This is a genomic window from Sphingomonas koreensis (assembly GCF_002797435.1).
Lineage (GTDB): Bacteria > Pseudomonadota > Alphaproteobacteria > Sphingomonadales > Sphingomonadaceae > Sphingomonas > Sphingomonas koreensis.
On sequence record NZ_PGEN01000001.1, the window covers coordinates 1,887,814 to 1,914,547 of the forward strand.

Annotated in this window: 20 protein-coding genes, 1 tRNA gene and 4 pseudogenes; 18 read left to right on the forward strand and 7 right to left on the reverse strand. The window is 64.0% G+C overall.

Annotated features, from left to right (window positions below; all coding sequences use genetic code 11):
* Window positions 1-112: 112 nt before the first annotated feature.
* The 4 genes and pseudogenes from BDW16_RS08775 to BDW16_RS21935 all read left to right on the forward strand — a co-directional run.
* Complete coding sequence (locus tag BDW16_RS08775) at window positions 113-2,893, forward strand: TonB-dependent receptor (RefSeq protein WP_066581974.1); 2,781 nt, start codon at window positions 113-115, stop codon at window positions 2,891-2,893.
* Between the two features lie 70 nt (window positions 2,894-2,963).
* The gene (locus BDW16_RS08780) at window positions 2,964-4,430 is read left to right on the forward strand and encodes a glycoside hydrolase family protein (protein ID WP_083954490.1); all 1,467 of its coding nucleotides are present in this window, start codon (window positions 2,964-2,966) and stop codon (window positions 4,428-4,430) included.
* A gap of 43 nt (window positions 4,431-4,473) precedes the next feature.
* Window positions 4,474-5,148: an HAD family hydrolase gene (locus BDW16_RS08785; protein ID WP_066581970.1), complete on the forward strand. Its 675-nt coding sequence runs from the start codon at window positions 4,474-4,476 to the stop codon at window positions 5,146-5,148.
* A 44-nt stretch (window positions 5,149-5,192) separates the two neighbouring features.
* Window positions 5,193-5,330 (forward strand): annotated as a pseudogene (locus BDW16_RS21935) (DUF7684 family protein); the annotation flags it as partial.
* A gap of 94 nt (window positions 5,331-5,424) precedes the next feature.
* Here BDW16_RS21935 and BDW16_RS08790 read toward each other — a convergent pair.
* Both BDW16_RS08790 and BDW16_RS08795 read right to left on the reverse strand, forming a co-directional pair.
* Window positions 5,425-6,191, reverse strand: a protein-coding gene (locus BDW16_RS08790) for an IS5 family transposase (RefSeq protein ID WP_100362736.1) whose coding sequence is annotated in 2 segments (ribosomal slippage) — window positions 5,425-5,867 and window positions 5,867-6,191 — 768 coding nt in all. Because the reading frame shifts where the segments join, the coding sequence is not laid out codon by codon here.
* A gap of 382 nt (window positions 6,192-6,573) precedes the next feature.
* Window positions 6,574-7,284 (reverse strand): annotated as a pseudogene (locus BDW16_RS08795) (LysR substrate-binding domain-containing protein); the annotation flags it as partial.
* A 98-nt stretch (window positions 7,285-7,382) separates the two neighbouring features.
* Here BDW16_RS08795 and BDW16_RS08800 point away from each other — a divergent pair.
* A complete protein-coding gene (locus BDW16_RS08800; RefSeq protein ID WP_066582092.1) occupies window positions 7,383-8,753 on the forward strand; it encodes an IS1380 family transposase in 1,371 nt (456 codons plus the stop codon).
* Between the two features lie 171 nt (window positions 8,754-8,924).
* Here BDW16_RS08800 and BDW16_RS08805 read toward each other — a convergent pair.
* Window positions 8,925-9,137: pseudogene (locus BDW16_RS08805) on the reverse strand (helix-turn-helix domain-containing protein); the annotation flags it as partial.
* Between the two features lie 96 nt (window positions 9,138-9,233).
* Between BDW16_RS08805 and BDW16_RS08810 the strand changes: the two are divergent.
* On the forward strand, window positions 9,234-9,563 hold the full coding sequence (locus BDW16_RS08810) for a nuclear transport factor 2 family protein (RefSeq protein ID WP_066582096.1): 330 nt from the start codon (window positions 9,234-9,236) through the stop codon (window positions 9,561-9,563).
* Window positions 9,560-10,348: an SDR family oxidoreductase gene (locus tag BDW16_RS08815; RefSeq protein ID WP_066582094.1), complete on the forward strand. Its 789-nt coding sequence runs from the start codon at window positions 9,560-9,562 to the stop codon at window positions 10,346-10,348. The genes BDW16_RS08810 and BDW16_RS08815 overlap by 4 nt, the downstream gene beginning before the upstream one ends.
* Before the next feature lie 409 nt (window positions 10,349-10,757).
* Here the strand turns inward: BDW16_RS08815 and BDW16_RS08820 are convergent, their stop codons facing one another.
* A complete protein-coding gene (locus tag BDW16_RS08820) occupies window positions 10,758-11,951 on the reverse strand; it encodes an IS91 family transposase (protein WP_066582090.1) in 1,194 nt (397 codons plus the stop codon).
* Window positions 11,952-11,957: 6 nt separating this feature from the next.
* The gene (locus BDW16_RS08825) at window positions 11,958-12,866 is read right to left on the reverse strand and encodes a tyrosine-type recombinase/integrase (protein WP_100362717.1); all 909 of its coding nucleotides are present in this window, start codon (window positions 12,864-12,866) and stop codon (window positions 11,958-11,960) included.
* Between the two features lie 314 nt (window positions 12,867-13,180).
* Between BDW16_RS08825 and BDW16_RS21085 the strand changes: the two genes are divergently transcribed.
* The 5 genes and pseudogenes from BDW16_RS21085 to BDW16_RS21940 all read left to right on the forward strand — a co-directional run.
* Window positions 13,181-13,720, forward strand: coding sequence for a hypothetical protein (locus BDW16_RS21085; protein WP_125958886.1), 540 nt, complete (start codon window positions 13,181-13,183; stop codon window positions 13,718-13,720).
* Window positions 13,717-14,001, forward strand: a complete 285-nt coding sequence (locus BDW16_RS21090) for a hypothetical protein (protein WP_125958885.1) — start codon at window positions 13,717-13,719, stop codon at window positions 13,999-14,001. The genes BDW16_RS21085 and BDW16_RS21090 overlap by 4 nt, the downstream gene beginning before the upstream one ends.
* Window positions 13,998-15,416 (forward strand): hypothetical protein, encoded by a 1,419-nt coding sequence (locus tag BDW16_RS08835; RefSeq protein ID WP_100362737.1) that lies wholly within the window; start codon window positions 13,998-14,000, stop codon window positions 15,414-15,416. The genes BDW16_RS21090 and BDW16_RS08835 overlap by 4 nt, the downstream gene beginning before the upstream one ends.
* Window positions 15,417-15,462: 46 nt before the next feature.
* The gene (locus tag BDW16_RS21305) at window positions 15,463-15,636 is read left to right on the forward strand and encodes a hypothetical protein (protein ID WP_157926336.1); all 174 of its coding nucleotides are present in this window, start codon (window positions 15,463-15,465) and stop codon (window positions 15,634-15,636) included.
* Window positions 15,637-15,695: 59 nt separating this feature from the next.
* Window positions 15,696-16,721: pseudogene (locus BDW16_RS21940) on the forward strand (recombinase family protein); the annotation flags it as partial.
* Window positions 16,722-16,817: 96 nt separating this feature from the next.
* On the opposite strand, the gene BDW16_RS08855 reads toward BDW16_RS21940, so the two are convergent.
* Both BDW16_RS08855 and BDW16_RS08860 read right to left on the reverse strand, forming a co-directional pair.
* Window positions 16,818-17,240 carry a hypothetical protein gene (locus BDW16_RS08855; RefSeq protein ID WP_100362739.1) on the reverse strand — a complete coding sequence of 141 codons (423 nt, stop codon included), beginning with the start codon at window positions 17,238-17,240 and terminating at the stop codon, window positions 16,818-16,820.
* 48 nt (window positions 17,241-17,288) lie between these two features.
* A tRNA-Leu gene (locus BDW16_RS08860) sits at window positions 17,289-17,375 on the reverse strand.
* 134 nt (window positions 17,376-17,509) lie between these two features.
* Between BDW16_RS08860 and BDW16_RS08865 the strand changes: the two genes are divergently transcribed.
* The 6 genes from BDW16_RS08865 to gltB all read left to right on the forward strand — a co-directional run bounded on the left by BDW16_RS08865 (window position 17,510) and on the right by gltB (window position 26,630).
* Window positions 17,510-18,442, forward strand: a complete 933-nt coding sequence (locus BDW16_RS08865) for a complex I NDUFA9 subunit family protein (protein WP_066580864.1) — start codon at window positions 17,510-17,512, stop codon at window positions 18,440-18,442.
* Window positions 18,443-18,500: 58 nt separating this feature from the next.
* On the forward strand, window positions 18,501-19,301 hold the full coding sequence (locus BDW16_RS08870; RefSeq protein WP_066580862.1) for an undecaprenyl-diphosphate phosphatase: 801 nt from the start codon (window positions 18,501-18,503) through the stop codon (window positions 19,299-19,301).
* A gap of 142 nt (window positions 19,302-19,443) precedes the next feature.
* Complete coding sequence (locus BDW16_RS08875; RefSeq protein WP_066580861.1) at window positions 19,444-20,910, forward strand: NAD(P)-dependent oxidoreductase; 1,467 nt, start codon at window positions 19,444-19,446, stop codon at window positions 20,908-20,910.
* Entirely contained in the window at window positions 20,910-21,542 is a 633-nt protein-coding gene (locus BDW16_RS20985) for a DUF2059 domain-containing protein (protein WP_066580860.1), read from the forward strand. Before BDW16_RS08875 ends, BDW16_RS20985 begins: the two co-directional genes overlap by 1 nt.
* Complete coding sequence (locus BDW16_RS20990) at window positions 21,539-22,126, forward strand: DUF2059 domain-containing protein (protein ID WP_066580859.1); 588 nt, start codon at window positions 21,539-21,541, stop codon at window positions 22,124-22,126. Before BDW16_RS20985 ends, BDW16_RS20990 begins: the two co-directional genes overlap by 4 nt.
* On the forward strand, window positions 22,104-26,630 hold the full coding sequence (gltB, locus tag BDW16_RS08885) for a glutamate synthase large subunit (protein ID WP_066580858.1): 4,527 nt from the start codon (window positions 22,104-22,106) through the stop codon (window positions 26,628-26,630). Before BDW16_RS20990 ends, gltB begins: the two co-directional genes overlap by 23 nt.
* Window positions 26,631-26,734: the final 104 nt, after the last annotated feature.

Consider the following 26,734-nt stretch of genomic DNA (forward strand, 5'->3'; position numbering starts at 1 on the left):
AACATCCCGAATGCATCGGCACGCTGCGGGCATCGCGCCGCGGCGCGGGGGAAGCGCGTGCCGGCGCCGGGCGAATTGCACGGAAGACAAGAAACGAACAGGGAGAATTTGGATGACTGGAAAGAGGATCGGATTTCTGGCCACCGCGTCGCTCGCGGCGCTGGTGATCGCCGCCCCGGCCGCAGCGCAGGAAGCGCCGGCGGCGACGCCCGAGGCGGAGGAGCCTGCGGCGAACGAGATCGTCGTGACCGGCTATCGCGCTGCACTCGGCTCGGCGGCGGCGATCAAGCGCAACTCGGACTCGATCGTCGATGCGATCGTGTCGGAGGATATCGGCAAGCTGCCCGACAACAACGCCGCTGAATCGATCGCGCGCGTGACGGGCGTGACCGTGCTTCGCTACAATGACGAGGCCGGCGATATCCTGGTGCGTGGCCTCCCCGATGTCGCGACCACCTTCAACAGCCGTGAATTCTTCACCGCTGACGACCGCAAGCTGCACTTGCAGGATTTCCCCGCCGGCGTCGCCGCAGGAATCGAGGTCTATAAGTCCGGCACCGCCGACCTCATCGAGCCGGGGCTTGCCGGTTTGGTCAACCTTCGCTCGCGCCGTCCGTTCGAGGTCAGGGATACCGAGATCGCCGGCGAGATCCGCGCGTCGTACAACGATCAGTCGCAGGCCTTCGACCCTTCGGGCAACCTCTTGCTCACCAAGCGGTGGGACACGCCCATCGGCGAGGTCGGCGCGCTGATCAACTTCAGCTATGTCCGCACCACCTATCGCAACGCCGATCGTTATGCGGACTCCGCGGTGATCAGCCCTCAGGGGTTCAACACCGGGGACCCGGGCGACGACATTCCCGTCACCACGCCCGGCGTCGGCAATTTCCGGTTTCCCGCCAATGCCGGCAATTTTTACGAAAAGGGTATCCGGCATCGCCCCGCGATCAACGGCACGATCCAGTGGCGACCCACGCCCGATCTTGAGCTTTATGCCGAGGGTCTGTGGCAGGCCTATCGCGGTGACGTGATGCGCGACGCGTTCAACGTCAATTTCGAGCGGCGCAGCGCCAGCGGGGTGCTCCCCACCATCTCGAACGTCGTGCTGGTACCGGGCGAGCCATTGAAGGCGCAGAGCTTCACCAAGACCGGCGGCTACGTGCCAGAATTCTTCCGCTCGACCCAGGACGACAGCACCGACACCTATCAGGGCGCCATCGGCTTCAAGTGGAAAACCGGGCGCGCCACGCTATCGGGCGACTTCGCCTATACCCACAGCAAGTATCAGGCGCGCGAGGACAGCGTCGACGCTCAGCTCGCCACCGCGCCGACGATCAACGTCGACTGGGACGTGCGCGGCTCGGCGATCTTCGATCTCGGCGGCTACGACATCGCCAATCCCGCGAACACGCTGTGGCGCGGCTATTATCAGCGCGATTTCATCACCAAGGGCGACGGCTATCAGGGCCGTCTCGATCTCGACCTCGAAACCGATATTGGATGGCTGCCGCGCATCCAGTTCGGTCTGCGCGCGACCGACCGCACGTCGATGGCGCAGAACAACAACCGCTATGCCTATACCGCGGGCCTTGGTCTTCGCCTCGACAGCCTGCCGACCGGCGCGCTCGAGATGATCACCGACGGTTATCGCGGCGATCCGCAGCGCTTCCAGAACTGGCTCGCCGCCCCGCGCCAGTCGATCCGCGACAACGCCGAGGCGCTGCGCCAGCTCTCCTACGCCTCGCTCCAGCAGCTAGTGGTGCTGTTCCCCAATGACGGCGGCATTCGCGAGGCGCTGGGCAAATTCGCGACCGAGGAGATTCCGTTCGACCCGTTCAACGGGTTCAGTGCGAAGGAATCGAGCTACGCCGCCTACTTGCAGGGCAAATATGCGTTCGATCTGGGCGGGGTTCAGGTCGACGGCACGCTCGGCGTCCGGGTCGTCAACACCGATGGCGTCTATTCGGGCTATTCGCGGGTCGACGGTCAGCCGGTGAAGCGCGACGCGCGGCAGAACTATGTCGATATCCTGCCTTCGTTCCTGTCGCGCTTCCGCTTCGGATCGCAATGGCAGATGCGACTCGCCTTTACCGAGACGCGGACCCGGCCTGGATTCGGGCAGCTCAATCCCTCGCTCAACATCACCCGCAACAATCCCGGGCCAGACGGCTCGCCGCCGCGCTATGCGGCGTTCGGCAGCGGGGGGAACCCGGACCTCCAGCCGCTGACCTCGAAGAACTACGACGCGACGCTCGAATATTATTTCTCGAAGAACGGATCGGCGTCGATCGCTGCCTTCTATCGCGATCTCGACGGCTTCATCAGCAACTATACCCGCGACGTCGTCGATCCGGTCTACGGCCTGATCCAGATCAACCGGCCGGAAAACGCTGGCAAAGGCCGCATCAAAGGCGTCGAGGCGTCGGTCCAGACCTTCTTCGACTTCCTGCCGGGCTGGCTCTCGGGCTTCGGAGCACAGGCCAACGTCACCTATCTCGATGGCACCAATGCGCTCCCGGTCGCATTGGGAGAGGGGGCGCGGCAGGTGAAGCTCACCGGCCTTTCGACCTGGGCGTACAACCTGACGGGTTTCTACGAGAAGAACGGCATATCGGCCCGGCTTTCGTACAACCGCCGCTCTGAATTCGTGACCAGCTACAATCGTACCGCCAATGAAGTGCAATATGCCGGCGAGATCACGCGGCCGATCTCGCGGCTCGATTTTTCGGTATCCTATGACCTGACGCCGGGCTTCACGCTGGTCGGTAACGTCAGCAATATCCTGGGCGAACCGTTCAACAACTACCGCTACTATAACGAAACGCAGTACTTCCCTCGCGATCTGCGCGTGGAGGGGCGCTATTTCAGCCTCGGCCTGCGCTTCAAGATGTGATGCTCCAAGTCCCGTCGGCGTGATCGCCGGCGGGACAGCGATCTGCCGCTTTCTGTTCAGGAGACTTTCGATGCGCAGCCTTCATGCGCTGGCCCTGGCGCCCGTCTTCGTCCTCGGCACTTCATTTGTCACGGCCTGTGGGCAATCGCTTCCCGAGGTCGACACCGGGCCAGTGGTCACGGCGCCCACGCCGACACCAACCCCGACGCCGTCACCTTCGCCATCCCCCGATCCGGGCGTCACCGCCGCGCCGATATTCTTTGGGCTCGAGGCACAGGGGATCGGCGACCCGAACCCATTTTATCACGACGGGCGCTACCACGTGTTTTACCTGCAGAACGAAGGCCGCCATCCCTGGCGGGTTTCCTCATCTGCGGATCTCTCCGCATGGTCAGCGCCGGTCGAGGCGGTACCAGTGGGGCCAGCGGGCGCCCCCGATTACTGGACCGGTAGCGGCAGCGTGGTCGCCGATCCGGCCGGCGGCTACCGCATCTTCTACACCGGGCATCTGCCTGACGGGAATCCGAAGGAAATCGTCATGACCTCGCGGGCGGACAGCTTGACGGGGCCATGGACCAAGCTTGCGACACCGCGCTTTTCGGGCGTACCCGATTATGATCGCTGGGATTTCCGCGACCCGTTCGTCTTCTGGAATGACGAGGCCCGGGCCTGGTGGATGCTGTTGACCACGCGCCAGAGCGGGCAAGCCGTGATCGGCCTCTACACGTCGCCCGATCTCGACCGCTGGACCGCCGCCCCGCCGCTCTATGCCGAGGCTTCGCCGCTCAACCTCGAGGTGCCTGACCTGTTTCGCGAGGGGTCGGACTGGTTCCTGCTCTATTCGGACCAGCGCGATACCTCGCGCCAGACGCGCTATCTTAAGGCCGCCACCTCCACCGGTCCCTATGCCTATGGCGCATTCGACGCGCTGGACGGGCGCGGCTTCTACGCGGGCAAGACGGCGGGGGCGGGCGCGAACCGGCTGCTCTTCGGCTGGGTCGCGCATCGCCGCGGCAGGCGCGACGACGCGGAACTCGAATGGGGCGGCGACCTGGTAGTCCATGCGATCCACCGCACGGATGAAGGCGCGCTCGCGGTCGATATCGCCGGTGCGATCGCGCAGCAATTCATGGTTCTCGCGAGCCGGCTGTCGCCTTCGGTTCCGGCTGCCGGTCCGATTGGCAAGGGTACCCGGATCACCGCCGATCTGTCCGTGCGGCCGGGCGACAAGTTCGGCATCCGCTTCACCAAAAGCGGCACCATCACCGCCCTCGCGGAAATCGACCTGGCCGCTCAGCAAGCGCGGTTCGTGGTCGGTAACCGTACCGCCGACGCGCCGCGGATCGCGTTCCCAGCCAGCACGGACGGTCGCTATCGCCTCGATCTGCTGCTCGATCCGCGGCAGGGGTTCGGCGTGCTCTACATCAATCGCTTTCGCGCGCTGAGCTTCCGCTACTATGGCCTGAGCGGCGCGGTGCCCGCATTCTACTCGGATAAAGGCTTCGTAGCGCTCGACGGCGAAGTGCGCACGAGGTGACAGTGCCGTCCCGGCGCCGTCGAATTATGCTGGAAGGAAGTATATGCGTATCGAATCCGCCTTTCTGTTCGATCTCGACGGAACGCTCATCGACAGCGTCTACCAGCACGTTCTGGCCTGGAAGGAAGCGCTCGACGAGGAGGGGATCGAGCTTGCGGTCTGGCGCATTCATCGCAACATCGGGATGAGCGGTGGGCTGTTCACCAACCAGCTCCTCCGCGAGACTGGAATCGAGATCAGCGAGCCGATCGTCAACCGGCTACGACAAAATCATGCAGCGGCTTACAAAAGGCTCGCCGGCAGCCTACGGGCGCTCCCCGGCGCCCGCGAGCTTCTCGCCTATCTGACCGACGCCCGGATACCCTGGGCGATCGCAACGAGCGGGCGGATGGAGACGGCAGCGCTCAATCTCGAGATCCTTGGCGTCGATCCGGCCCGGGTTCCGGTGGTGACGCGCGATCAGGTAAAATATGCCAAGCCGGACCCGGATCTGTTCCTGGCCGCGGCCGAGCGCCTGAGCGTGCCGATCGAGACCGCGCTGGTGGTGGGCGACAGCATCTGGGACATGCTGGCAGCGGCCCGCTGTCGGTCGCTGGGCGTAGGCCTGCTGAGCGGTGGCTATGGCGCCGACGAACTGCGCCAGTCTGGCGCGATCCGCGTGTATGACGACACCGCCGATCTGCTGCGGAAGATCGACGAGATAGCCGCCCGTCGTTGACTAGGGGCAAGCGGTAGAGAGAGGAGTGATTTAAAGAAGCACTCTGGTTTGCCGGAAATGCCGCACACCACCCTGACATTGATCTCGCGGACACCTTGATCGTGCATGTCGCTTCGGAAGACCGACGTGTTACCATCTTGAGCCTATACGCAGGTAGCCAAGTGATGGCGGACGATGCTTAGCGGACGATCCGTCCCGAGTGAGGGTAATGGCTGCTCGGACGCCTAGTGCGGCGTCGTGAATGGTCGTTTGATATCCCGGCGCGGATCCGGCGGCTTAGGCCGTAGACTCATAAGCGCGCAGCCACAGCCGCATTGAGGCGAGCTGGACCATGGCGAGGAAGTTGGCGGCGAGCTTGTCATATCGAGTGGCGACCCGGCGGAAGTGCTTCAGCTTGGAGAAGAACCGCTCGATCAGGTTGCGCTCACGGTAAAGCCGCTTGCTGAAGCACGGCTTCCATTTGCGGTTGCTCTTCGGCGGGATATTCGGCGTGGCGCCCTGATCCTGGATCATTTCGCGGATTCGGTCGGCGTCGTAGGCCTTGTCGGCCAGCACGATGGTGCACGGACCAAGGTGGTCGAGCAGCTTATCGGCGATCTGCCCGTCGTGGGTCTGCCCGGCGGTCAGGCCAAGCCGGATCGGGAGGCCTTGGGCGTCGACAACGACGTGGATCTTGGTCGTGAGCCCGCCTCGGGAGCGACCGAGACAATGATCTGGACCCCCTTTTTTGCCGTCGCAGCCTGCTGGTGCGCCCGGATGGAAGTGCTGTCGATCATCTGGATTTCCCCGTCGTGCGCTGCGCTGATGGCGTCCATCAGCCGGTCCCACACATCTGCCTGGCGCCATCGGTTGAAGCGGTTGTAGCAGGTGGTGCACGGTCCATAGCGCTCCGGCAGGTCGCGCCATGGCGCGCCCGACCGCAGCACCCAGAAGATGCCGTTCAGCACGCGGCGATCATCGACGCGCGGCACGCCTCGCGGCTTGTTGGGCAGCAGCGGCTCGATCACGCGCCATTCGAATTCGGTCAGGTCATAGCGGCTCATGCCGATGCTGAATCACAATCTGGCCCGACGCGGAAGCCCGTCGAAAGGCGCTCGATTGCACGTCTCGGACGTTTGCGGCAGCATCAGGCGATGTTCGATTGGTCCGATCTGCTCCTGCTTCTCCCATTCCGCGTGTTCATGGCGCTCTTCGCCATCTTCTGCGTGCTGGTAGCCGCCGCAATCCTCTGGGCAAAATACGGCTGACCCGCAGCCCGCCTACATCGCCTGCCCCGTCAGCTTTATGGGTTCACGACCTAGCGCCCCAAACCCGGTCGTTCGCGCGGATCTATGGAAAGCCTCAAAGCTGCCGCTGATCAAGTACCGTTTGGGCATCATCTTCTTATAAAACTCGGGCCATTGCGGTGACGGGCAGCAGTGATGCTCAAGTCTGTGCGAGCCGCCCCGCCGCGATGTCGCGGGCGAGCGCAATGAAGGCTTGGAAGGCCGCGGAAGGATTGCGTCGATTAGAGTAATAGAGGCACAGTGGTGCGAGCTGCGGCGTCCAGTCTTCGAGAATGCGCACGAGCCGACCCGTTGCGATGTCGTCGCGCACATCCGCCTCCATGAAATAGCCGATCCCAACGCCGTTCGTTGCTGCGATGCGAGAGAGCGACGCTTCGTCGAGCGTGATCGGGCCTTCCACTTCGAGCTGCAGTTCTTCGCCGTCCTTCTCGAATCGCCATCGGAATAACGCCCCGTTAGGGAGACGGATGCGAAGGCAAGGATAGTTCAGGAGATCCTGCGGCACCTGAGGGATGACCTTGCCTGCCAGGAAGGCCGGGGATGCTGCCACCGCCATACGCCGCACTTGGCCCAGGGGGATGGCGATCGCGTCGCTGGGCACAAGATCCGCACTGCGCACGCCCAGATCGAAGCCTGCCGCCACGACGTCGACAAGCCGTCCCTCGGTGACAAGGTCGATATGAACCTGCGGATAGCGTTGCAGATAGGTCAGCACGAGCGGCGCCATGATCTCGCGTGCCGCGGTCGCGAACGCATTGATGCGCAAGGTGCCGGACGGCGTCTCCTGCTCGGAACGCGCCGTGTTCATTGCCTTCTGGATGTCTTCGAGCGCAGGCTTAACCTGAATTATTCACCGCGGTGGGGGTGAAGGGTTGGCGGGAGTGGCGTAAGCGTTTGCTTTGCAGTAGGAAAATGGGTGTCTAGACCAGTCCTGCAGCGAGGCAAAAAATGCCACAGGCCACACCCGCCGAGAGCGAGGATAACGCGCTTGGATTTTCGTTTCCAGCCATTGGCGGCAAAAAGCTCACAGCCGCGTTCGACGGTGGCCGGCTGACCTCGGATGGCGGTGTGCTGCTGCTGGCGCAGGCCGAGCGCGCGATGGGGATCTGCCGTCGGCTTGCGGCTTGCATTGCCGACCCGCGCGATCCTGCGCGGGTGATCCATCGCCTCGATGACATCCTGCGTGCCCGCACGTTCGCGATCGCCTGCGGCTATGAGGATGCCGATGATCTCGATGCCCTGCGCGACGATCCAGGCTTCCGCCTGGCGCTGGGCAAGTTGCCGGGATCAGGTGCCGGGCTTGCGAGCCAACCGACGATGAGCAGGTGGGAGAATGCACCGACCACGCGTGAGTTGGCCAGGATGATGGGTGCGATGATCGACATCTACTGCGCCAGCTATCCCGCCCCGCCGGCGGCGGTGACGCTGGACATCGATGATACCTGCGATGTCGTCCACGGCTACCAGCAGTTGTCGTTCTGGAATGGTCATCACGGTGAGCGCTGCTTCCTGCCGATCCACGTCTACGACACTGCGACCGGCCGCCCGGTGGCGATGCTGCTGCGGACCGGCAAGACGCCGTCGGGCGCCGAAGCTGCCGGCCACATCCGGCGCCTGGTGCGCCATATCCGCCGGCACTGGCCCGATACCCACATCACCATCCGTGGTGACGGGCACTATGGGCGGCCCGAGGTCATGGCGTTCTGCGAGGCGCACCGCGTCGATTACGTGTTCGGCTTGCCAACCAACGCCGCGCTGCGTGCCGATCCGGTCATCGTCGCGGCCGCCGATGCCTGCGCGGTCAAGCGCGCTCAGCGCCAATACCCCGTCCTGCGCAACTATGCCGAGACCCGCTACGGCGCCAAAAGCTGGAAGTGTCGGCGCCGCGTCGTCGCCCGGATCGAGGCCAGCACGCTGGGTATGGACATCCGCTATGTCGTTACCTCGCTTCAGGACGGATCGGCCGAGCATATCTACGACACGCTCTACTGCGCGCGCGGCCAGGCCGAGAACCTGATCAAGCGCCACAAGTCGCAGCTCGCCAGCGATCGCACTTCGTGCCGCTCAGCCAATGCCAACCAGATGCGCCTCATTCTGCACACCGCCGCCTACTGGCTGATGTGGCGCATCCAGCAGGCCATTCCCAAGGCCACCGCGCTGGCCGCTGCCGAGTTCGCGACCCTGCGCCTGCGGCTGCTCAAGGTCGCTGCCCGCGTCATCGAAAGCGCCTCGCGTATCCGCATTGCCTTCGCTTCAGCCTGCCCGGATGCCAGCGTGTTCAAAGACATCGCCACCAGCTTCCGGCCAACTCCTACATAGCCAGCGCGGCAGCGCCGCCCAGACCCCGAGCCCTCGTCCTTCAACCCTGAAAAGCCCATCGCTCCTGACACGGTGAAAAACACCGCCGATGGCGCTCGCCCAGGTCAAACCGCTATCGGCTGAACACAATCAGAACAGCCCAAAATCCCGGCCTCGTGAATAGGAGAGGTTAATCTGTGCAACGAAGATGCGCCCGGCATGGGTGAGCGAGACACTTCGCGTAGTGCGATTGAACAGCCGCACGGCAAGCTCCCGCTCAAGCTTGCCCACTGCGTTGCTGATGGCCGTGGTCGACATGCCAAGGTCGAGCGCCGCCGCTCGGAACGACCCGCACCGAACAATGGCAAGCACCGCCTCAAGCTCGATCAAGGAATGGCGAGCCATTATCCCGTTCTCCGCAATACTCCATGCCGATTTGTCTCGATTATCAGGCAGAAAGTCCACCGCTAGATGAGCCTCGTCACCATCGAGGAGATGACCATGTCAATGACACTACCAAAGCCGATTGCCGACTATGTCGAGGCAAACGCGCGTCTCGACATCAACGGCATGTTGAAGCCTTTCCAACGCGACGCCGTCTTCATCGATAACGGCAAGCGGTTCGAAGGCGAGACGGCAATCCGTCAGCTTCTGGAGGAAGAAGTCATCCCGGTGAAAGCCATCTTCATTCCCGATGCGGTTCGGGACGAGGGTGGCGCCGTCGTGGTCGAAGGCCCTGCTCATGGCGACTTTCCGGGTAGCCCGCTTCGCTTCACCTACCGCTTCACGCTGGCAGCCGGTGCCATCAAGACGCTGGAGGTCACGGTATGAGCATTCAGGCAGATCCCACAGAGTTTGCTGGCAAGCGCGTGCTTGTCAGTGGCGGCACCAAGGGTCTTGGCCGTGCCACGGTCGAGCGCTTCCTGGCCGGCGGCGCGCGTGTCATCACCGCCGCCCGGACGATCAAGGACACCATCGAGGGCGTGGACTATGTTGAGGCGGACTTGACCACAGCCGAGGGCGGTGAAACGCTGGCCAAGGCGGCGATCGAGCGACTGGGCGGCATCGACATTCTCGCCCATGTCGTCGGTGGTTCGGCTTCGCCGGTAGGTGGCTTCGTCGCGCTGACGGACGAGCACTGGCTTGCCGAACTGAACCTCAACCTGCTTGCGACGGTCCGGCTTGATCGCCTGCTGATCCCGCAGATGCTCGCGCGTGGCAAAGGCACCGTGGTGCATGTCACCTCGATCCAGTCCGTGCTGCCGCTGCCAGAATCCACAACCGGCTATGCCGCTGCCAAGGCGGCGCTCAGGACCTACAGCAAATCGATCTCGAAGGAGCTTGGTCCCAAGGGCGTGCGGGTCAACGCCGTCTCGCCCGGCTGGATCATGACCGAAGCGACCGGAGACTTTCTCGAAATGCTCCAGGCGGCCAATGGCGGCACGATCGAGGAGGCGCGTCAGTCTGTGCTCGACGCTCTCGGCGGTATCTCGATCGGGCGTGGAGCCGAACCCCATGAGGTGGCCGACCTCATCGCCTATCTTGCTTCGGACCGTGCTGCTGCAATACATGGCGCCGAGTTCGTCATCGACGGCGGGACAATCAGCACTGTCTGAGATCGCCGGCTTGGTGCTCGCCCCGCTCCAGAAGCGAGCACCAAGTCGCGCGACTACCTTAGAACGACCGCTAAGCCGCTTTCGCACCCGAAAGCCGACAGGCTGCTCGCGTTTAGAGTTTCGGACGCCGTGAGGCGTCGGAAAGTCGGCGGTGCCCGAACCCGCGGGCCTCTGGCGTTGGTCTATGTGGTTTTGGGTTTTGGCCTGCTCTGGGCGGCGGCGGGTGTTGCCGGCAGGCGGACGGATCGGAGAGCGGACCGGCTGCTTTTCGGGCGATGAGGCGGGCGCTTGGAAGCGGACCGTCCGACTTTTGCAGCGATGCGTCCGCTTTTGCGCGGGCTCGAGGCAACACCCGTCATTCTCCGCGACAGGCATGCCGCGGGGGTAACCGGCGATCGGCCGTGCCGGGTCACGACGGCGGGCTCCCGGATACGACGGCCAAGGATGGCGGTGCGCGAGGCTGATATCGGCGTTCGAAGAGCTCGATGATGACCATGCGCCCGCCGCAGCATGGGCATGGCGGCCTGACGTTCGGCTGTTCCTCAGGCATGTCTTCGACGGCAGGTGGCGCGACCGCAAGAAGTTGGCGAGCGCGTTCGAGGCTGGTCCGTCGGGTGCCGCTGGCGAGCAGGCCATAGTGGCGGATGCGATGGAACCCGCGCGGCAGGGCATGCAGCAGAAAGCGGCGGATGAACTCGTCGGTAGCCAGCGTCATGACTTGCTGACGGTCAGCACTGTCGCGGCGATAATCCTTGTAGCGGAACGTGACGCCGTCCTCGTCGAACCGGAGCAGACGGCTGTTCGAGATGGCGACCCGGTGCGTGTAGCGCGACAGATAGGCAAGCACCGCCTGCGGGTCCGCGAACGGCGGCTTGGCATACACGACCCAGCGCTTCTTGCGGACTGGTGACAGGTGCCTCAGGAACGCCCGTCGGTCGGCAAGATGCGCCAGGTTGCCGAAGAAGCCGAGCTGACGAGCATCATGAAGCGCGAGCAGGCGGGTCAGGAACAGGCGGCGGAACAGCGCGCCGAGTACGCGCACGGGCAAGAGGAACGCCGGTCGCGCGGAGATCCAGCTTGCCCCGTCGAGCGAGATGCCGCCGCCCGGGACGATCATGTGGATGTGCGGGTGATGAGTGAGCGCCGAACCCCAGGTGTGGAGTACGGCGGTAATGCCGATGCGCGCGCCCAGATGCCTGGGGTCGGCGGCGATGATCTGCATCGTCTCCGCCGCCGTGCGGAACAGCAGATCGTAGACCAGCGCCTTGTTCTGGAACGCGATGACGCCGATCTCAGCGGGAAGCGTGAACACGACATGGAAGTAGCCGACCGGCAGCAGGTCGGCCTCGCGCTCGGCGAGCCAGGTACGTGCGGCGACGCCCTGGCACTTGGGGCAGTGCCGGTTGCGACAGCTGTTATAGGCGATGCGCCAATGGCCGCAGTCGGTACAGGCCTCGACATGCCCGCCCATCGCCGCGGTGCGACATTGCTCGATCGCCGACATGATCTTGAGCTGGTGCAGGCTCAGATGCCCGGCATGCGCCGAGCGGTAAACAGGTCCAGCAGCGCGGAAGATGTCGGCGACCTCGATGGAGGCGCGCATCCCGCCTCAGCCGTCGGATGCGCCTTTGTCGGGTGAGGCCAGCGCCAACCGGTCGAGTGGACTGACGACCGCGCGCATCGTCCTGGTCGCGACCTGGGTGTAGAAGGCCGTTGTGTTGAGCTTGGCATGGCCGAGCAGCGCCTGGATGACGCGGATATCGACGCCGTCCTCGAGCAGATGCGTCGCAAAGCTGTGTCGCAGGGTGTGTGGTCCGACCCGCTTGGCGATATCCGCTGCCTCTGCTGCTTGAACTACGACGCGATAGAGCTGGCGGGTACTGATCGGCACGGTCGCGTTCTGGCCGGGGAAGAGCCAGCCGTCGGGAAGCATGATGCCCTGTTGCCGTGCCGCGCGCCACCAGTCCCGCAACAGCAGGAGCAGGCCCTCCGGCAGCATGGCGTTGCGATACCTTCCGCCCTTGCCACGCTCGATCCGCAGCACCATCCGCTTGCTGTCGACATCGCTCACCTTGAGCGCCGACACCTCGGCGACGCGCAGCCCCGCGCCATAGGCGACCGACAGCGCCGCCTGATGCTTGAGGCAGGTCGTGGCGTCGAGCAGCCGCTTCACCTCGCCCAACGTCAGGACCACCGGGATCTTGCGGGCATGAGCCGTGCGGACGAGCTTGCGGGCCAGGTCGGGTCGGTCGAGCGTGTGGTTGAAGAAGAACCGCAACGCCGCGACGATGCTGTTCATGGTCGGTGCCGGGACACCAGCCTCCTGCTGCTCGATCTGGAACTGGCGGACATCCTCGGCGCTCGCGGTGTGGGGCGAGCGACCCAGCCACGTCGCGAACCGCCCGACATCGCGCAGATAGTTGCGCTGCGTCTCAGGACTGAACCGGCGCATGGTCATATCATCGACCAGCCGCTGACGCAGCGGACTGACCGCGCCAGCAAGAACAAGCTCGTTCATCGTTCGACTCCTCAGGTTGAAGGAGCCGAAAGGGTCTGCCCATGGCAGGCGCCGCTCAATCCACGCCGAGCGCCCGCGTCGTTGCCGTTACCTCACCACCAGCACCACTCCCGCGCAGCGGGTTCGTGCCGCGACCCAATTGCCGCCGTAGCGGTTTACTGTGCTCCAATGGCGATCTGAGTGCAGCGCATATGCGGAGTATGGCTGAGCGTACACCTGAGGACCCTGTATCATCGAGACTAGCGGCAGCTGCTGCCAAACTGCGGACCCACTTGTCTGCCTCCACATCTAGATTCGAGGCACGTCGAGCGCTGTTGGACGACCTAGTCCGTGACGCCGAAACCTGGCTTCATCGTCGGGCGGCGTGGAATGCGCGTGACAAAGCACTATACCGGACCGGGGCGGCGCTGGAGCCATATGGCGGGCACTTTCTTGACGATATCCAACTGAGCGGCCTCGACGCGCTGGGTGCTAGTGGCGTGCTGCTGGTTGCCGAGACCGCCGCAGAGCACCCCGACCTCTCGCTCAGCCAATTGATCGCGACATTATTTGCGTCCGACCATGGCAGGCTTATCGCAGAGTGGGGCCGTTGGTCGCGCTTGCACTGGCTTTCCGCGCTTCACGCGGAGGAAACAGAACAGTTCCTTAGAACCAATGCAGGAAGCGACCCGAAAGCTGCATGGCGTTGTAGGCCACCGACACGCCGTCAGTCCTTCTTGGCCAGTGAGATGGCACGTGCGATCGGCATGGAGCCGCCGATGCTAGCGAACCGTGGAGATGCGTTCGACTGGATCAATGAGCATGGCGGCAATCCGCGCTTCTGGTCGTTGCCACCAGCACCAGCGCTTCCATGACGGCAGAAATCGATCCGCGCTGGCTTGAAGCATTTACGGCACTTTCAGCTATGACCGACCGAGCTGAGGCAGCCATTCAGAAGCGCGATGCGCTCGTTCGCGAGTTTGATGCGTTGAAGCGCGATCGATCGGTTCGATCGCCAAGCGATCTCAGAAAACTCGCCGCTGCGATCGTCGATGCTGACGAGCGTCTTGTCGAGGTTTTCATAGCGATCCACGACGTGATCGATGATCTTTCCGCAATCCCCCCGCCGCATGAAGATGAGGATTATTGCAGATGAAGAACAAGCGCGCAGGGCTGACGAACTCAGTGCTAGCTCCAGCCAATGGACAGATCAAGCCACTCGAGTCGTTCACTGCGAATGTTCAAGCGGCCATCGATGACCACTGCAGCGTCAATCAGATCTGGTCGTGGCTGGCATCAGTGGCACCTACATTCGAAACTGAACATTATTTGATCGCTGACGAGAAGATGGAGCGTGCGGGAATCCTGCGCGACGTCAGCTCGGTGGATTGGTCGATCGGCTGTCTTTCACGTCTCTGCGCCGACGTCGCGATACCGGTCAGCGGCTTAGATCATAGTGTGGCGCACGGACCAGAACCCGATGAAATGACAGGTTCTTGGCTGATCGTGCGCAAGGATTATCCCGAGGCGGCGGGCCTGATGATGCAGGGTAAGCTGGGAACCGGCATTCAAATGGTGATGGCCACCGATCCGAAAGCTGTGTTCGACCTAACAAACATTGTCGCGTTCCACGCGCTCGATAGCGCCTATCGTGCCGCTCGAGACGCCCAACTCCGGCTACGCGATCCGCTCCAACTCTATATTCATGCGCTCGCCACGAACAAGGTTCCACGGAACGGGGCACTAGCACACAGTCTGCGGGAAGCCTGGACACGTGCAAGCGAAGTTCACACGATCTTCCGGAATTCCGGACCCATCGCGTCTCAGGAGGACTCAGAATGGGTCGGCGCATTAGGGCTGAACGATCGTGCTGTCGCGCAGCGACACGGCATGGCTCCGAGCGACCCCGAGCTGATTGGCCTGCTGGCCGTCTTGCTTAAGGAGGGGCAGGCGGGGACGGACCACCTCGTTCAATCGCTGGATGGCCGCCGCACCAAGCAGTGGAGCCTTCAGGAAGTGCATCGCTGGTTGCAAACGCCGGCTATTCCTTTGTTGTGGAATAGCGTGCTGCGCGCGGCACAGGTTCATTCCGCTGTTAGCCGTGTGGATGTTGGTGTAGGAATCCCAGATGAAGCCAAGCGTTTCCGCTCCGGCAATGAGATTAGCTGGGCAGAGCAGATCGTTCGCGACACCGCTCAGGGCAATCCGCCAAGAGATTTGATGCCGAAAGATTTTACGCTTCCAGCGGAATTGCCACGCCTCTTATGCCACAGGTTGCGGATCGACGTCGTGCAGGACGAAGATGCTATCCCGAAGAAGTTTTCCGATGCCGCAGCGAGGGAACGGGCAACAGGCAACACCGATGCTTGTTGGCAGGAACCCTACACCTTTGAAAAGGTCGTCGAGGGACTCGCGCTCGAAGGCAAGAATCATGGCTCGCGGTTCCTCGTTGAGGCGTCGAAGGAAGGTAATGCGCTGATCGCAAGGGCGTCGTCCGATCCAACAGATCGGCTGCACCGGCGAATTCTTATCGAAGCGCAGGGCCGCCTGTGGTTTCGGCTGAGACTGTAGCTTCCTCTCCTCCAATCGCCTGTTTTCGCTCCGCCATGACCGCGACATGGCAACCGAAGACAAATCAACAGAACAAGGACCGCAACCGCGTGACGAGGCTTCCCTGCTGGTCGCGCTCACCGACGCACCTGATGTGCTGCCCGTCCTGACTGATGAGGTCGCGTTGATCGTGCTTCACCTCGGCGCAGATCTCGCCGCGATCCTGGACGAGGATCATTAGCCGCTGGCCAGATGGGCGGCGATCGACGATCGTCGGCCCTGCAGAAAGGAAAAAATCAGATGAAACCCGCTCTCCGCGCTTATGGCTATGTCCGCGTCAGCGTCGATGAAGAGGGCGGCCAGAATGCCAGCATTTCCGCTCAAGGCGCCGCGATCCGCGCCCACGCCGAACGCGAGGGTATCGAGCTTGTCACGATATTCGAGGAACTGAACGTTTCTGGTCGCAAGCTCCAGCGCAAGCAATTCGACAGGATGATGACCCAGGCTACGGCGCCGGATCGCCCAGTCCATATGATCATCGTATATGCACTCAGTCGCTTCGCCAGGCGATTGCTGACTCAGGTCGTGTCAGAGCACAGGCTGGCCGAAGCCGGTGTGAGTCTGCTCAGTTTAACCGAAAACTTCGGTAACGACTCAAATGGCAAAATGGGGCGGGCCATGGTCGCGGTCATGAACGAGAAATACGTTCACGACGCCTCGGTGTTTACGACCCGCGATCGGCGAGGCAATGCCATCAGCGGCCACTGGAACGGCGGCCCGATCCCGCTCGGTTATGAATCGCGCGTCGTTAGTGTTTTTGACCGCAAAGAGCGTAAGAAGCTCTTCATCCGCGAGGACGAAGCTCGCATTGTCCGGCTGATCTTCGACCTTGCTCTGCAAGGTCTGCACGGCCGGCCGATGGGCACCCGTGCGATTGCTGCCTATCTCAATGACAACGGCTACAGTCTGCGGGGTCGACGGTTTCACAACAGCAATGTCGATGGCATTCTGAGACGCCAGCATTATGCTGGCGCATACCTGCATCGCCCGACCAACGCTCAGGCCTTGCCCGCCGGCGGCGGCGACCCGGTAATCGTATCGTGCCCGCAGATCATCGAGCCGGACCTGATGGCGCAGGTTGCTGCCACCCGTGCGAAGTCCGCGCCGCGTGTCCGGGCCCCACGCATAACCAACTCGCCAGTATTGCTCGGCGGGGTTGCCACGTGCGGTCATCCCGGGTGCGGAGCCGGTCTTGTGATCCGCTCCGGAAAAGCCGGTGCCTATCGCTATTACACCTGCAATGCCAAGGCGACTGCAGGTGCCGAACGTTGCAAAAGCAAACCGATCCGTGAGGAGGCGCTAGATCAGATTGTTCTCGACGGGCTGTTGAAGCGTGTACTGGCCCCGGCGCGGCTTCGCATTCTACTTGCCGATGTGCTCGACCGGTCCGACGAGGCTGAAGAACGTCGCCGCAAGGATCACGATCGTGTGCGGCGCGAGCGCATCGCTGCCGAAGGGCGGCTTAGCCGTTTGCTTGATCTCGTCGCTGAGGAAATCATGAGTCCGCGCGAACCGGTATTCGCCGCCAAGCTGGCTGAGGCGCGTGCATCGATTGCGGCGCTTTCCGAAACCGAGCGCAGCCTCGCAAAGCAGATTGGCCGCAAGGCGGGGCGGATCGACGACGCCGCGGTCAAGCGGTTCGGTGAGCGTCTCCGCGCCGAGATCACTGGCGCCAACACCGAATTGCGGCGCGCCTATCTGCGGATCTTCGTGTCGGGGGTCGTCGTCAACGACAACGAAATACTTGTCGCGGGGTCCAGGGCGGCGCTCGAAGCCGGTGCCCATAAGGGCGAGACCGGCTCGCTCACGTCAGTGCCCAGTTTTGACCGGGAATGGTGCCCAGAAGAGGACTCGAACCTCCACGGCCTTGCGACCGCCAGCACCTGAAGCTGGTGCGTCTACCAATTCCGCCATCTGGGCACGGGGTAGGCCGGCGCCTCTAGGGGAGGGTCGGGGGGCCTGTCAACCGCTTCTCGCAACTGATTTTCACAAGGTTGCCCTTTGCTGCGGCGCGCGGCATGGGGGATGTAGTGAGAAAGACTTTCGAGGGCGTGATGAAGGACAGGCTGGTGACGTTGATCGGCGGCGGCGGGTTCGTCGGACGCTATGTCGCACAGGCGCTGCTCAAGACGGGAGCGCGCGTCCGCATCGTCCAGCGCGACCCCCGCTCGGCCTGGTTCCTGAAGCCGCTGGGCGGCTTGGGCCAGACCCAGTTCGTCGCTGGCGATATCCGCAGGCCTGCTTCGCTCGCGCGCGCGCTTGCGGGTTCGGACGCGGTAGTGAACCTCGCCGGCGCATTCGGACGCGATGCAGAAGCGATCAACGCTATCGGTGCGGAGAACGCGGCCAAAGCCGCAGCAGCCGCCGGCGCGGCCGCATTCGTGCAGGTTTCCGCGATCGGCGCCGACATCGAAGCCCAATCGGACTATGGCCGCTCCAAGGGGGAGGGCGAAGTGCTGGTCCGCGCCGCCTTCCCCACAGCGACGATCCTGCGCCCTTCCTTCATCTTTGGTCGGGAAGACAAGTTCGTGAACCGCTTTGCCGGCCTGATCGCACGCGCGCCGGTCGTGCCCGTGCTGCGCGGCGCGATGCGGATGCAGCCGGTCTATGTCGCCGATGTCGCGGCAGCCATAGTCAAGGCGGTTGCCGACCCGGAAGCGTTCGGCGGCAAGACGCTCGAATTGGGCGGACCCGAGGTGATCACCTTTGCTCAGTTCCACCAGCGCCTGTCCGACGGTATCGGCCGCCATCCACTGCTGGTCGACCTGCCCGATTTCGCGGGTGCGGGGATCGCGACCCTTGGCTTCCTGCCAGGGATGCCAATCACTTGGGATCAGTGGTTGATGCTGCAGACCGACAATGTCGCAGCTGAAGACGGGCTGGCACAACTCGGCATCGAACCGACGCTGCTCGATGCGGTCGCCCCCGGCTGGCTGGTCCAGTATCGTCGCCACGGGCGCTTCGCTGGCGCGCATCAAGCCGCCTGAATCCAGAGCTTCCGGCACATTCAAGACCGGGTGACCCCCGGCAGGGGAACCATCCGGCATGAGTGACACGCTTACCTATATCCTCCTCGGCATCATCGAGGGGCTGACCGAGTTCCTGCCCGTCTCCTCGACCGGGCACCTGATCCTGGCGGGCGAGCTGTTCGGGTTCAACGACAGCAGCTCGATCACCTTCAAGATCGCCATTCAGTTCGGCGCGATCCTGGCGGTGCTGGTTGCCTATTGGCGCACCTTCTGGGATCGTGGCACCGGCCTATTGCGCGGAGAACCGCAATCGCTGGCGTTCGTGCGCAACATCCTGATCGGCTTTGCCCCGGCGCTCGCGATAGGCGTCGTCGCCTATGACGCCATTCGCGCGGCGATGCAGACTCCGGTGATCGTCGCCGTCGCTTTGATCGTCGGCGGTGTCATGATTCTGCTGATCGAGCGGATGGTGAAGACCGTGCGCTACCAGCGCGTCGAGGCGATCCCGACCGGCACCGCCGTGTCGATCGGTGTGGTTCAATGCCTGGCGATGCTGCCCGGCGTCAGCCGGTCGGGCGCAACGATCATGGGATCGCTGCTGATGGGCGTCGAGCGCAAGACCGCCGCCGAGTTCAGCTTCTTCCTCGCTGTGCCGACCATGCTGGCGGCGACGACCTACTCCCTGTGGAAGGACCGCGATCTGCTGAGCTTCGACGATCTGAGCGCGATCGGAATCGGATTCGGCGCGGCATTCGTGGTTGCGCTGCTGGTGGTGCGGGCATTCGTGAAGGTGGTCGGCCGCTACGGATTCGCCCCTTTCGCTTGGTATCGAATCATTGTCGGAAGCGCCGCCCTGATCTGGCTCCTCGCCAGATAAGGCCGTATCGGCCATTATTATCGCGAACCGCTCGCAACTACGGGTTAAATCCTGATCGATTATTGCTAAATAAGTCAGTATAGCTGACCTAATCGCCGGTTTTCACGTGACTCCCCCTCCGCAACATGTCAGTTGCGCGGGCATGGCAAACGAGGTCATGCTCAAATTCGTCGACCGTGCGCAGGCGTTTCCGCCCAAGCGCGAGGCTCAGTTGCGCGCGCAGGATTTCCGCGAGATCGCGGAACGCTATGCGCCCCCGTCCGCGGAGGAACAGGCCGGGCGCTGCTCGCAATGCGGCGTTCCCTATTGCTCGGTGCATTGCCCGCTGCACAACCATATCCCGGACTGGCTGCGCCTGACTGCGGAAGGGCGGCTGCGCGAAGCCTATGAGCTGTCCAACAGCACATCGACCATGCCCGAGATTTGCGGCCGCATCTGTCCGCAGGACCGACTGTGCGAGGGCAATTGCGTCATCGAATTTTCGCAACACGGATCGGTCACGATCGGTTCGGTTGAGAAGTTCATCACCGACACCGCCTGGGAAGAGGGCTGGGTCGAGCCGCTCGTCCCCGGCCCCGCGCGCGGCCAGTCGGTCGGCGTGATCGGCGCTGGCCCCGCAGGCCTGACCGCCGCCGAGTATCTCCGCAAGCTCGGCTATGAAGTGCATGTCTATGACCGGCACGACCGGCCGGGCGGGCTGCTGACCTACGGCATTCCCGGCTTCAAGCTGGAGAAACCCGTGGTGATGCGCCGCACCGACCGGCTGGCCGAGGGCGGCATCGTCTTCCACCAGAGTTTCGAGGTCGGCCGCGACGCGACGCTCGAGCAGCTGCGCGCCAGGCACGACGCGGTGCTGATCGCGACCGGCGTGTACAAGGCGCGCGCGATCAAGGCGCCGGGCGTCGGCGCGGACGGTGTGGTCGAGGCGCTCGACTATCTGATCGCGTCGAACCGCAAGAGCTTCGGCGACACGGTCCCGGCGTTCGACGACGGCAGCCTGAATGCACAGGGCAAGAATGTCGTCGTGATCGGCGGTGGCGACACGGCGATGGACTGTGTCCGCACCGCAGTGCGCCAGGGCGCTGCATCGGTGAAGTGCCTGTATCGCCGCGACCGCGCCAACATGCCGGGCAGCCAGCGCGAGACCGCCAATGCTGAGGAAGAGGGCGTCGAGTTCGTCTGGCTCTCCGCACCCGAGGCGTTTGCGGCTGGCCCGGAAACGAATGGCGCGGTGACCGCGGTCAAGGCGGTCGGCATGCGCCTCGGTGCGCCCGACGCCAGCGGCCGCCGCGCACCGGAACCCGATCCCGGCTCGGCGTTCGACGTCCCCGCCGATCTGGTGATCAAGGCGCTGGGCTATGATGCCGAAGACCTGCCTACGCTGTTCGGCGCGAGCGAGCTGGGCGTCACCCGTTGGGGCACGATCCGCACCGACGCGCGCACGATGATGTCCAACCTCGACGGCGTGTTCGCCGCAGGCGACATCGTCAAGGGCGCGAGCCTGGTCGTTCAGGCGATCCGCGACGGTCGCGATGTCAGCGAGAGGATGCACAACTGGCTCAAGGCACAAGCGACCGCACCGGTCCGCAAGGCGCGCGAGGCGGCATGATGCGTACTGCGCTTACCGCTGCCGCGCTTGCGTTTGCTGCGCCCGCGATCGCCCAGACCGCGCCTGCCACTGCCGCTGCTGCCGATCCTGCGCGGCTTGCCGCTGCGGAGAAGGCTGTCGCATCGCTGGTGCCCGAAGGCATCTATATGAAGATGATGCGCAACCAGTTCCCGCGCATGATGGACGCGATGATGGCCCAGATGATGGGCCAGACCCCGAACGAGATGGGCATGCCCGAGGCCGGCGCCGATGGCGACAAGCCGATGCGCGAGACCGCTGCGAAAGCCGATCCGCACTTCGAGGAGCGCATGCGGATCATGACGCGCGTGATGGGCGAGGAGATGGGCACGGTGTTCGAGAAAATCGAACCGCGCGTCCGGACCGGCTTGTCGCGCGCCTTCGCCCGCAAGTTCACAATCGAACAGCTCGATGCACAGAACGCGTTCTTCGCCACCCCGGCGGGCAAGGCGTTTGCCAACGAGTACCTCACGACCTTCATGGACCCCGAGGTCATGCAGGAGATGATGGCGGCGATGCCCGAGATGATGAAGGCGATGCCGGCGATAATGGCGAAGGTGGAGAAGGCCACCGCCCATCTGCCGGCGCCGCCCGAGCCGAAGGGCGCGCAATGATCGCTGCGCTGTTCCTGCTGCTCGCCACCCCCCAGACTGCGCCAGTGCCGGCGCCCGCCGCGCAGACCGCCGCCGACTTGGACACACGTCTCGCTAAGGCGCGGATCATCGTCGAGACTTCGATGCCCATCGAGCAGCGCGACAAGATGTTCCACCAGATGCTCGACGCGATGATGTCGAACATGATCGGGGGCATGATGCAGGGCGATCCACAGCTCGCCAAGTCGCTCAAGACGAACACCGAGGCCGCCAAGCTGCTCGCCAGCTTCGTTGAACGGCAGAAGAAGCTGGCGCTGGAGGACCTTACCGAAACCGGTCCGGAGATGGTCGAGGCGATGGCCAGCGCTTATGCGAAACGCTTCTCGCTGGCCGAGCTGACCGAAGTCGAGGCCTTTGTGGCGACTCCGACCGGTGCGCGCTTCTTTCAGGCCGGCACGCAAATCCTCAACGATCCCGCCGTCGCCGAATGGCAGCGCAAGCTGTTCGCGAAAGCCCAGGCGCGCGAAGAAGCCGAGCTGCGCCGCCTGATAGATGAACTGACCCCCCTTATGGAAAAGCACGATGCCCAGCCGTCCAACTCTTGAGCAGGAACGCCTTCGCCTTGCCGAACACGGCATGTACCGCCCCGAATTCGAGGGCGATGCCTGTGGCGTCGGCATGGTTGCGGCGATCGACGGCCAGCCATCGCGCCGTGTCGTTCAGAGCGCGATCGACGCGCTGAAGGCTGTGTGGCACCGCGGCGCCGTGGATGCCGATGGCAAGACCGGCGACGGCGCGGGCATCCATGTCGATCTGCCGCTGCGCTTCTTCGACGATGCGGTGCTGGCGTCGGGCCATCGCGTGCTGCCCAACCGCCTCGCGGTCGGCATGATCTTCATGCCGCGCGTCGATCTCGGCGCGCAGGAAGCGTGCCGCACGATCGTCGAGAGCGTGATCATCGAGGCGGGCTACACCATCTATGGCTGGCGCCAGGTGCCGGTCGACGTCTCGGTGATCGGCCAGAAGGCGCAGGCGACCCGGCCCGAGATCGAGCAGATCATGATCGCCGGGCCGATGCCCGACGAGGTGTCGCAGGACGAGTTCGAGAAGAACCTCTACCTCGTCCGCCGCCGGATCGAGAAGCGGATCATCGCGGCGCAGATCAGCGGCTTCTACATCTGTTCGCTCAGCTGCCGTTCGGTGATCTACAAGGGGCTGTTCCTCGCGGAGAGCCTCAGCGAGTTCTACCCCGATCTCAAGGACGAGCGCTTCGTCAGCCGCGTCGCGATCTTCCACCAGCGCTATTCGACCAACACCTTCCCGCAATGGTGGCTGGCACAGCCGTTCCGCTGCCTTGCGCATAATGGCGAGATCAACACGATCCGCGGCAACAAGAACTGGATGCTCAGCCACGAGATCAAGATGGCGAGCCTGGCGTTCGGCGGGGATTCGGAGGACATCAAGCCGGTGATTCCGGCGGGCGCGAGCGACACCGCCGCGCTCGATGCCGTGTTCGAGGCGATCTGCCGCTCCGGCCGCGACGCGCCGACCGCGAAGCTGATGCTGGTGCCCGAGGCCTGGCAGCTGGTCGACGCGATGCCGCAGAAGCATCTCGATATGTACAAGTATCTCGCCTCGGTGATGGAGCCGTGGGACGGCCCCGCCGCGCTGGCGATGACCGACGGCCGCTGGGCGGTCGCGGGCGTCGATCGCAACGCACTGCGCCCGTTGCGCTACACACGCACCGCCGACGGGCTGCTTGTCGTCGGATCGGAGACCGGCATGGTCCAGATTCCCGAATCCACCGTTGTTGCCAAAGGCCGACTGGGGCCGGGCCAGATGATCGCGGTCGATCTGGAAGAGGGTGTTTTCTATGAGGACGGCGCGGTCAAGGACCGTATCGCCGGGGAATATGACTATGCCTCGATGATCGGCGAGTTCGTCGACATCGAGGGACTGCCTGCCGTCGATGAAGCAGGGCCAGCGTTCGACCGCGCCGAGCTGACACGCCGCCAGGTCGCGGCGGGCCAGACGCTCGAGGACATGGAGCTGATCCTCTCGCCGATGGTGACCGACGCCAAGGAAGCCGTCGGTTCGATGGGCGACGACACGCCGCTCGCCGTGATCAGCGACAAGCCGCGCCTGATCAGCCAGTTCTTCCGCCAGAATTTCAGCCAGGTCACCAACCCACCGATCGATTCGCTGCGCGAGCGGCACGTGATGTCGCTCAAGACGCGCTTCGGCAACCTTGCCAACATCCTCGACACCGGGGAGACGGCGAACAAGGTGCTGGTGCTCGAAAGCCCGGTGCTGACCAACAATGACTGGGCACGCCTCAAGGGCCATTTCGGCGATCTGGCCGCAGAGATCGACTGCACCTTCCCCGCCGGCGGCGGGCCCGAGACGCTGCGCGCGGCGATCACCGACATCCGCTTCCAGGCGGAACAGGCAGTGCGCGCGGGCGCGACCGAGTTGTTCCTGACCGACGAGCATGTCGGGCCGGACCGGATCGCGATCGCGGGTGTGCTTGCCGCCGCGGCGGTGCACACGCATCTCGTCCGCAAGGGGCTGCGCAGCTATGCCAGCGTCAACATCCGCTCGGCCGAGTGCCTCGACACCCATTATTATGCGGTGCTGATCGGCGTCGGCGCGACCACGGTGAACGCCTATCTCGCCGAAGCGTCGATCGCCGACCGCCATGCGCGCGGCCTGTTCGGCGACATGAGCTTCGACCAGTGCCTCAAGAACCATCGCAAGGCGATCGACGAGGGTCTGCTCAAGATCATGTCGAAGATGGGGATCGCGGTGATCTCCAGCTATCGCGGCGGCTACAATTTCGAGGCGGTCGGGCTCTCCCGCGCGCTGGTCAACGACTTCTTCCCGGGCATGCCCGCGAAGATCTCGGGCGAGGGCTATGCTTCGCTGCACCTCAACGCCAAGCTGCGCCATGACGCCGCGTTCGACACGGGCGTCGCGACGCTGCCGATCGGCGGCTTCTATCGCCAGCGCCATGGCGGCGAGACGCACGCCTATTCGGCGCAGCTGATGCATACGCTGCAGACTGCGGTCGCGACCGACAGCTATTCGACCTATCTGCAATTCTCGCGCGGGGTACGCGATCTGCCGCCGGTTTACCTGCGCGATCTGCTCGAGTTCAATTTCCCGGCTGAAGGCGTCGGGATCGATCAGGTCGAGGCGATCACCGAGATCCGCAAGCGCTTCGTGACCCCGGGCATGTCGCTGGGCGCGCTCAGCCCCGAGGCGCACGAGACGCTGGCGATCGCGATGAACCGCATCGGCGCCAAGGCGGTGTCGGGCGAAGGCGGCGAGGATTCGATCCGCTACAAGCCCTACGAGAATGGCGACAACGCCAATTCGACGATCAAGCAGATCGCATCGGGCCGTTTCGGCGTCACCGCCGAATATCTGGGCGCCTGCGACGAGGTCGAGATCAAGGTCGCGCAGGGGGCCAAGCCCGGTGAGGGCGGCCAACTGCCCGGGTTCAAGGTCACCGAGTTCATCGCGAAGCTGCGTCATGCGACGCCGGGGGTGACGCTGATCAGCCCGCCGCCGCACCACGACATCTACTCGATCGAGGACCTGGCGCAGCTCATCTATGACCTCAAGCAGATCAACCCGCGCGCGCGGGTCTGCGTAAAGCTGGTCAGCTCGGCCGGCATCGGCACGGTCGCGGCGGGCGTCGCCAAGGCGCATGCCGACGTCATCCTGGTCGCCGGCCATGTCGGCGGCACCGGTGCCTCGCCGCAGACGTCGGTCAAATATGCCGGCACCCCCTGGGAAATGGGGCTTTCGGAAGTCAACCAGACGCTGACCCTCAACGGCCTGCGCGGCCGCGTGAAGCTGCGCACCGATGGCGGGCTCAAGACCGGGCGTGACATCGTCATCGCCGCGATCCTGGGCGCCGAGGAATTCGGCATCGGCACGCTTTCGCTCGTCGCGATGGGCTGCATCATGGTGCGCCAGTGCCACAGCAACACCTGCCCCGTCGGCGTGTGCACGCAGGACGAGCGCCTGCGCCAGAAGTTCACCGGATCGCCGGAAAAGGTCATCAACCTGATGACCTTCATCGCTGAGGAGGTCCGCGAGATCCTGGCCCGGCTCGGGGTCAAGAGCCTCGACGAAGTGATCGGCCGCACCGAGCTGCTTCGCCAGGTCAGCCGCGGCGCCGAGCATCTCGATGATCTCGACCTCAACCCGATCCTCGCCAAGGTCGATGCGGACGAAACCGAGCGCCGCTTCAGCCTCGACACCTGGCGCAACGCGGTGCCCGACAGCCTCGACGCGCAGATCATCGCCGATGCGAAGGCGGTGTTCGAGCGGGGCGAGAAGATGCAACTCGCCTACAATGTCCGCAACACGCACCGTGCGGTGGGCACGCGCTTGTCTAGCGAGATCACGCGGATCTTCGGCATGTCGAAGCTCAACGACGGCCACGTCCAGGTCCGGCTGCGCGGGTCGGCAGGACAGTCGCTCGGTGCGTTCCTGTGCAAGGGGGTGACGCTGGAGGTGTTCGGCGACGCCAACGACTATGTCGGCAAGGGCCTGTCCGGCGGCACCATCGTGGTGCGTCCGCTGGTCAGCTCGCCGTTGGCCAGCCAGGATAACACGATCATCGGCAACACCGTCCTCTACGGCGCGACCAGCGGCAAGCTGTTCGCCGCGGGTCAGGCGGGCGAGCGCTTCGCGGTCCGCAACTCGGGCGCGCAGGTCGTGGTCGAGGGCTGCGGCGCCAATGGCTGTGAATATATGACCGGAGGCGTCGCGGTGGTGCTCGGCAAGACCGGAACTAATTTCGGCGCCGGCATGACCGGCGGTATGGCATTCGTCTATGACGAGGACGGCGTTTTCGAAGCCAATGCCAACCCCGACAGCATCATGTGGCAGCGCCTGTCCGCAGCGCATTGGGAGGGCGTGCTCAAGACGTTGGTCACCGAGCATCATGCCGCGACCGACAGCAGCTGGTCGGGCGGCCTACTCGAGGATTGGGACCGCATCAGCGGCCATTTCTGGCAGGTGGTGCCGAAGGAAATGCTCGAACGGTTGCCGCATCCACTGGATGACACGCAGGTGCTGGCGGCTGCGGAATGAGCCTCCGGCTGCGCCTGTCGCTTGGCGACGGCGTAGCCGGGCCTCGTTTCATTTTTGCGGAACAGGTGCGGGCACCGTAGCGGACGCGTCACAAGTGCGCGATA

Bases quoted from the DNA above. Each gene is read 5' to 3' on its own strand.
- BDW16_RS08810 (WP_066582096.1), top strand. From the start codon at position 9,234: ATGTCAATGACACTACCAAAGCCGATTGCCGACTATGTCGAGGCAAAC.
- BDW16_RS08780 (WP_083954490.1), top strand. From the start codon at position 2,964: ATGCGCAGCCTTCATGCGCTGGCCCTGGCGCCCGTCTTCGTCCTCGGC.
- BDW16_RS08875 (WP_066580861.1), top strand. From the start codon at position 19,444: ATGGCAAACGAGGTCATGCTCAAATTCGTCGACCGTGCGCAGGCGTTT.
- BDW16_RS08870 (WP_066580862.1), top strand. From the start codon at position 18,501: ATGAGTGACACGCTTACCTATATCCTCCTCGGCATCATCGAGGGGCTG.
- BDW16_RS08785 (WP_066581970.1), top strand. From the start codon at position 4,474: ATGCGTATCGAATCCGCCTTTCTGTTCGATCTCGACGGAACGCTCATC.
- gltB (WP_066580858.1), top strand. From the start codon at position 22,104: ATGCCCAGCCGTCCAACTCTTGAGCAGGAACGCCTTCGCCTTGCCGAA.
- BDW16_RS08825 (WP_100362717.1), bottom strand. From the start codon at position 12,866: ATGAACGAGCTTGTTCTTGCTGGCGCGGTCAGTCCGCTGCGTCAGCGG.
- BDW16_RS20990 (WP_066580859.1), top strand. From the start codon at position 21,539: ATGATCGCTGCGCTGTTCCTGCTGCTCGCCACCCCCCAGACTGCGCCA.
- BDW16_RS08815 (WP_066582094.1), top strand. From the start codon at position 9,560: ATGAGCATTCAGGCAGATCCCACAGAGTTTGCTGGCAAGCGCGTGCTT.
- BDW16_RS08835 (WP_100362737.1), top strand. From the start codon at position 13,998: ATGAAGAACAAGCGCGCAGGGCTGACGAACTCAGTGCTAGCTCCAGCC.
- BDW16_RS21090 (WP_125958885.1), top strand. From the start codon at position 13,717: ATGACGGCAGAAATCGATCCGCGCTGGCTTGAAGCATTTACGGCACTT.
- BDW16_RS08865 (WP_066580864.1), top strand. From the start codon at position 17,510: ATGAAGGACAGGCTGGTGACGTTGATCGGCGGCGGCGGGTTCGTCGGA.
- BDW16_RS08820 (WP_066582090.1), bottom strand. From the start codon at position 11,951: ATGCGCGCCTCCATCGAGGTCGCCGACATCTTCCGCGCTGCTGGACCT.
- BDW16_RS20985 (WP_066580860.1), top strand. From the start codon at position 20,910: ATGCGTACTGCGCTTACCGCTGCCGCGCTTGCGTTTGCTGCGCCCGCG.
- BDW16_RS21305 (WP_157926336.1), top strand. From the start codon at position 15,463: ATGGCAACCGAAGACAAATCAACAGAACAAGGACCGCAACCGCGTGAC.
- BDW16_RS08855 (WP_100362739.1), bottom strand. From the start codon at position 17,240: ATGGGCACCGGCTTCGAGCGCCGCCCTGGACCCCGCGACAAGTATTTC.
- BDW16_RS08775 (WP_066581974.1), top strand. From the start codon at position 113: ATGACTGGAAAGAGGATCGGATTTCTGGCCACCGCGTCGCTCGCGGCG.
- BDW16_RS08800 (WP_066582092.1), top strand. From the start codon at position 7,383: ATGCCACAGGCCACACCCGCCGAGAGCGAGGATAACGCGCTTGGATTT.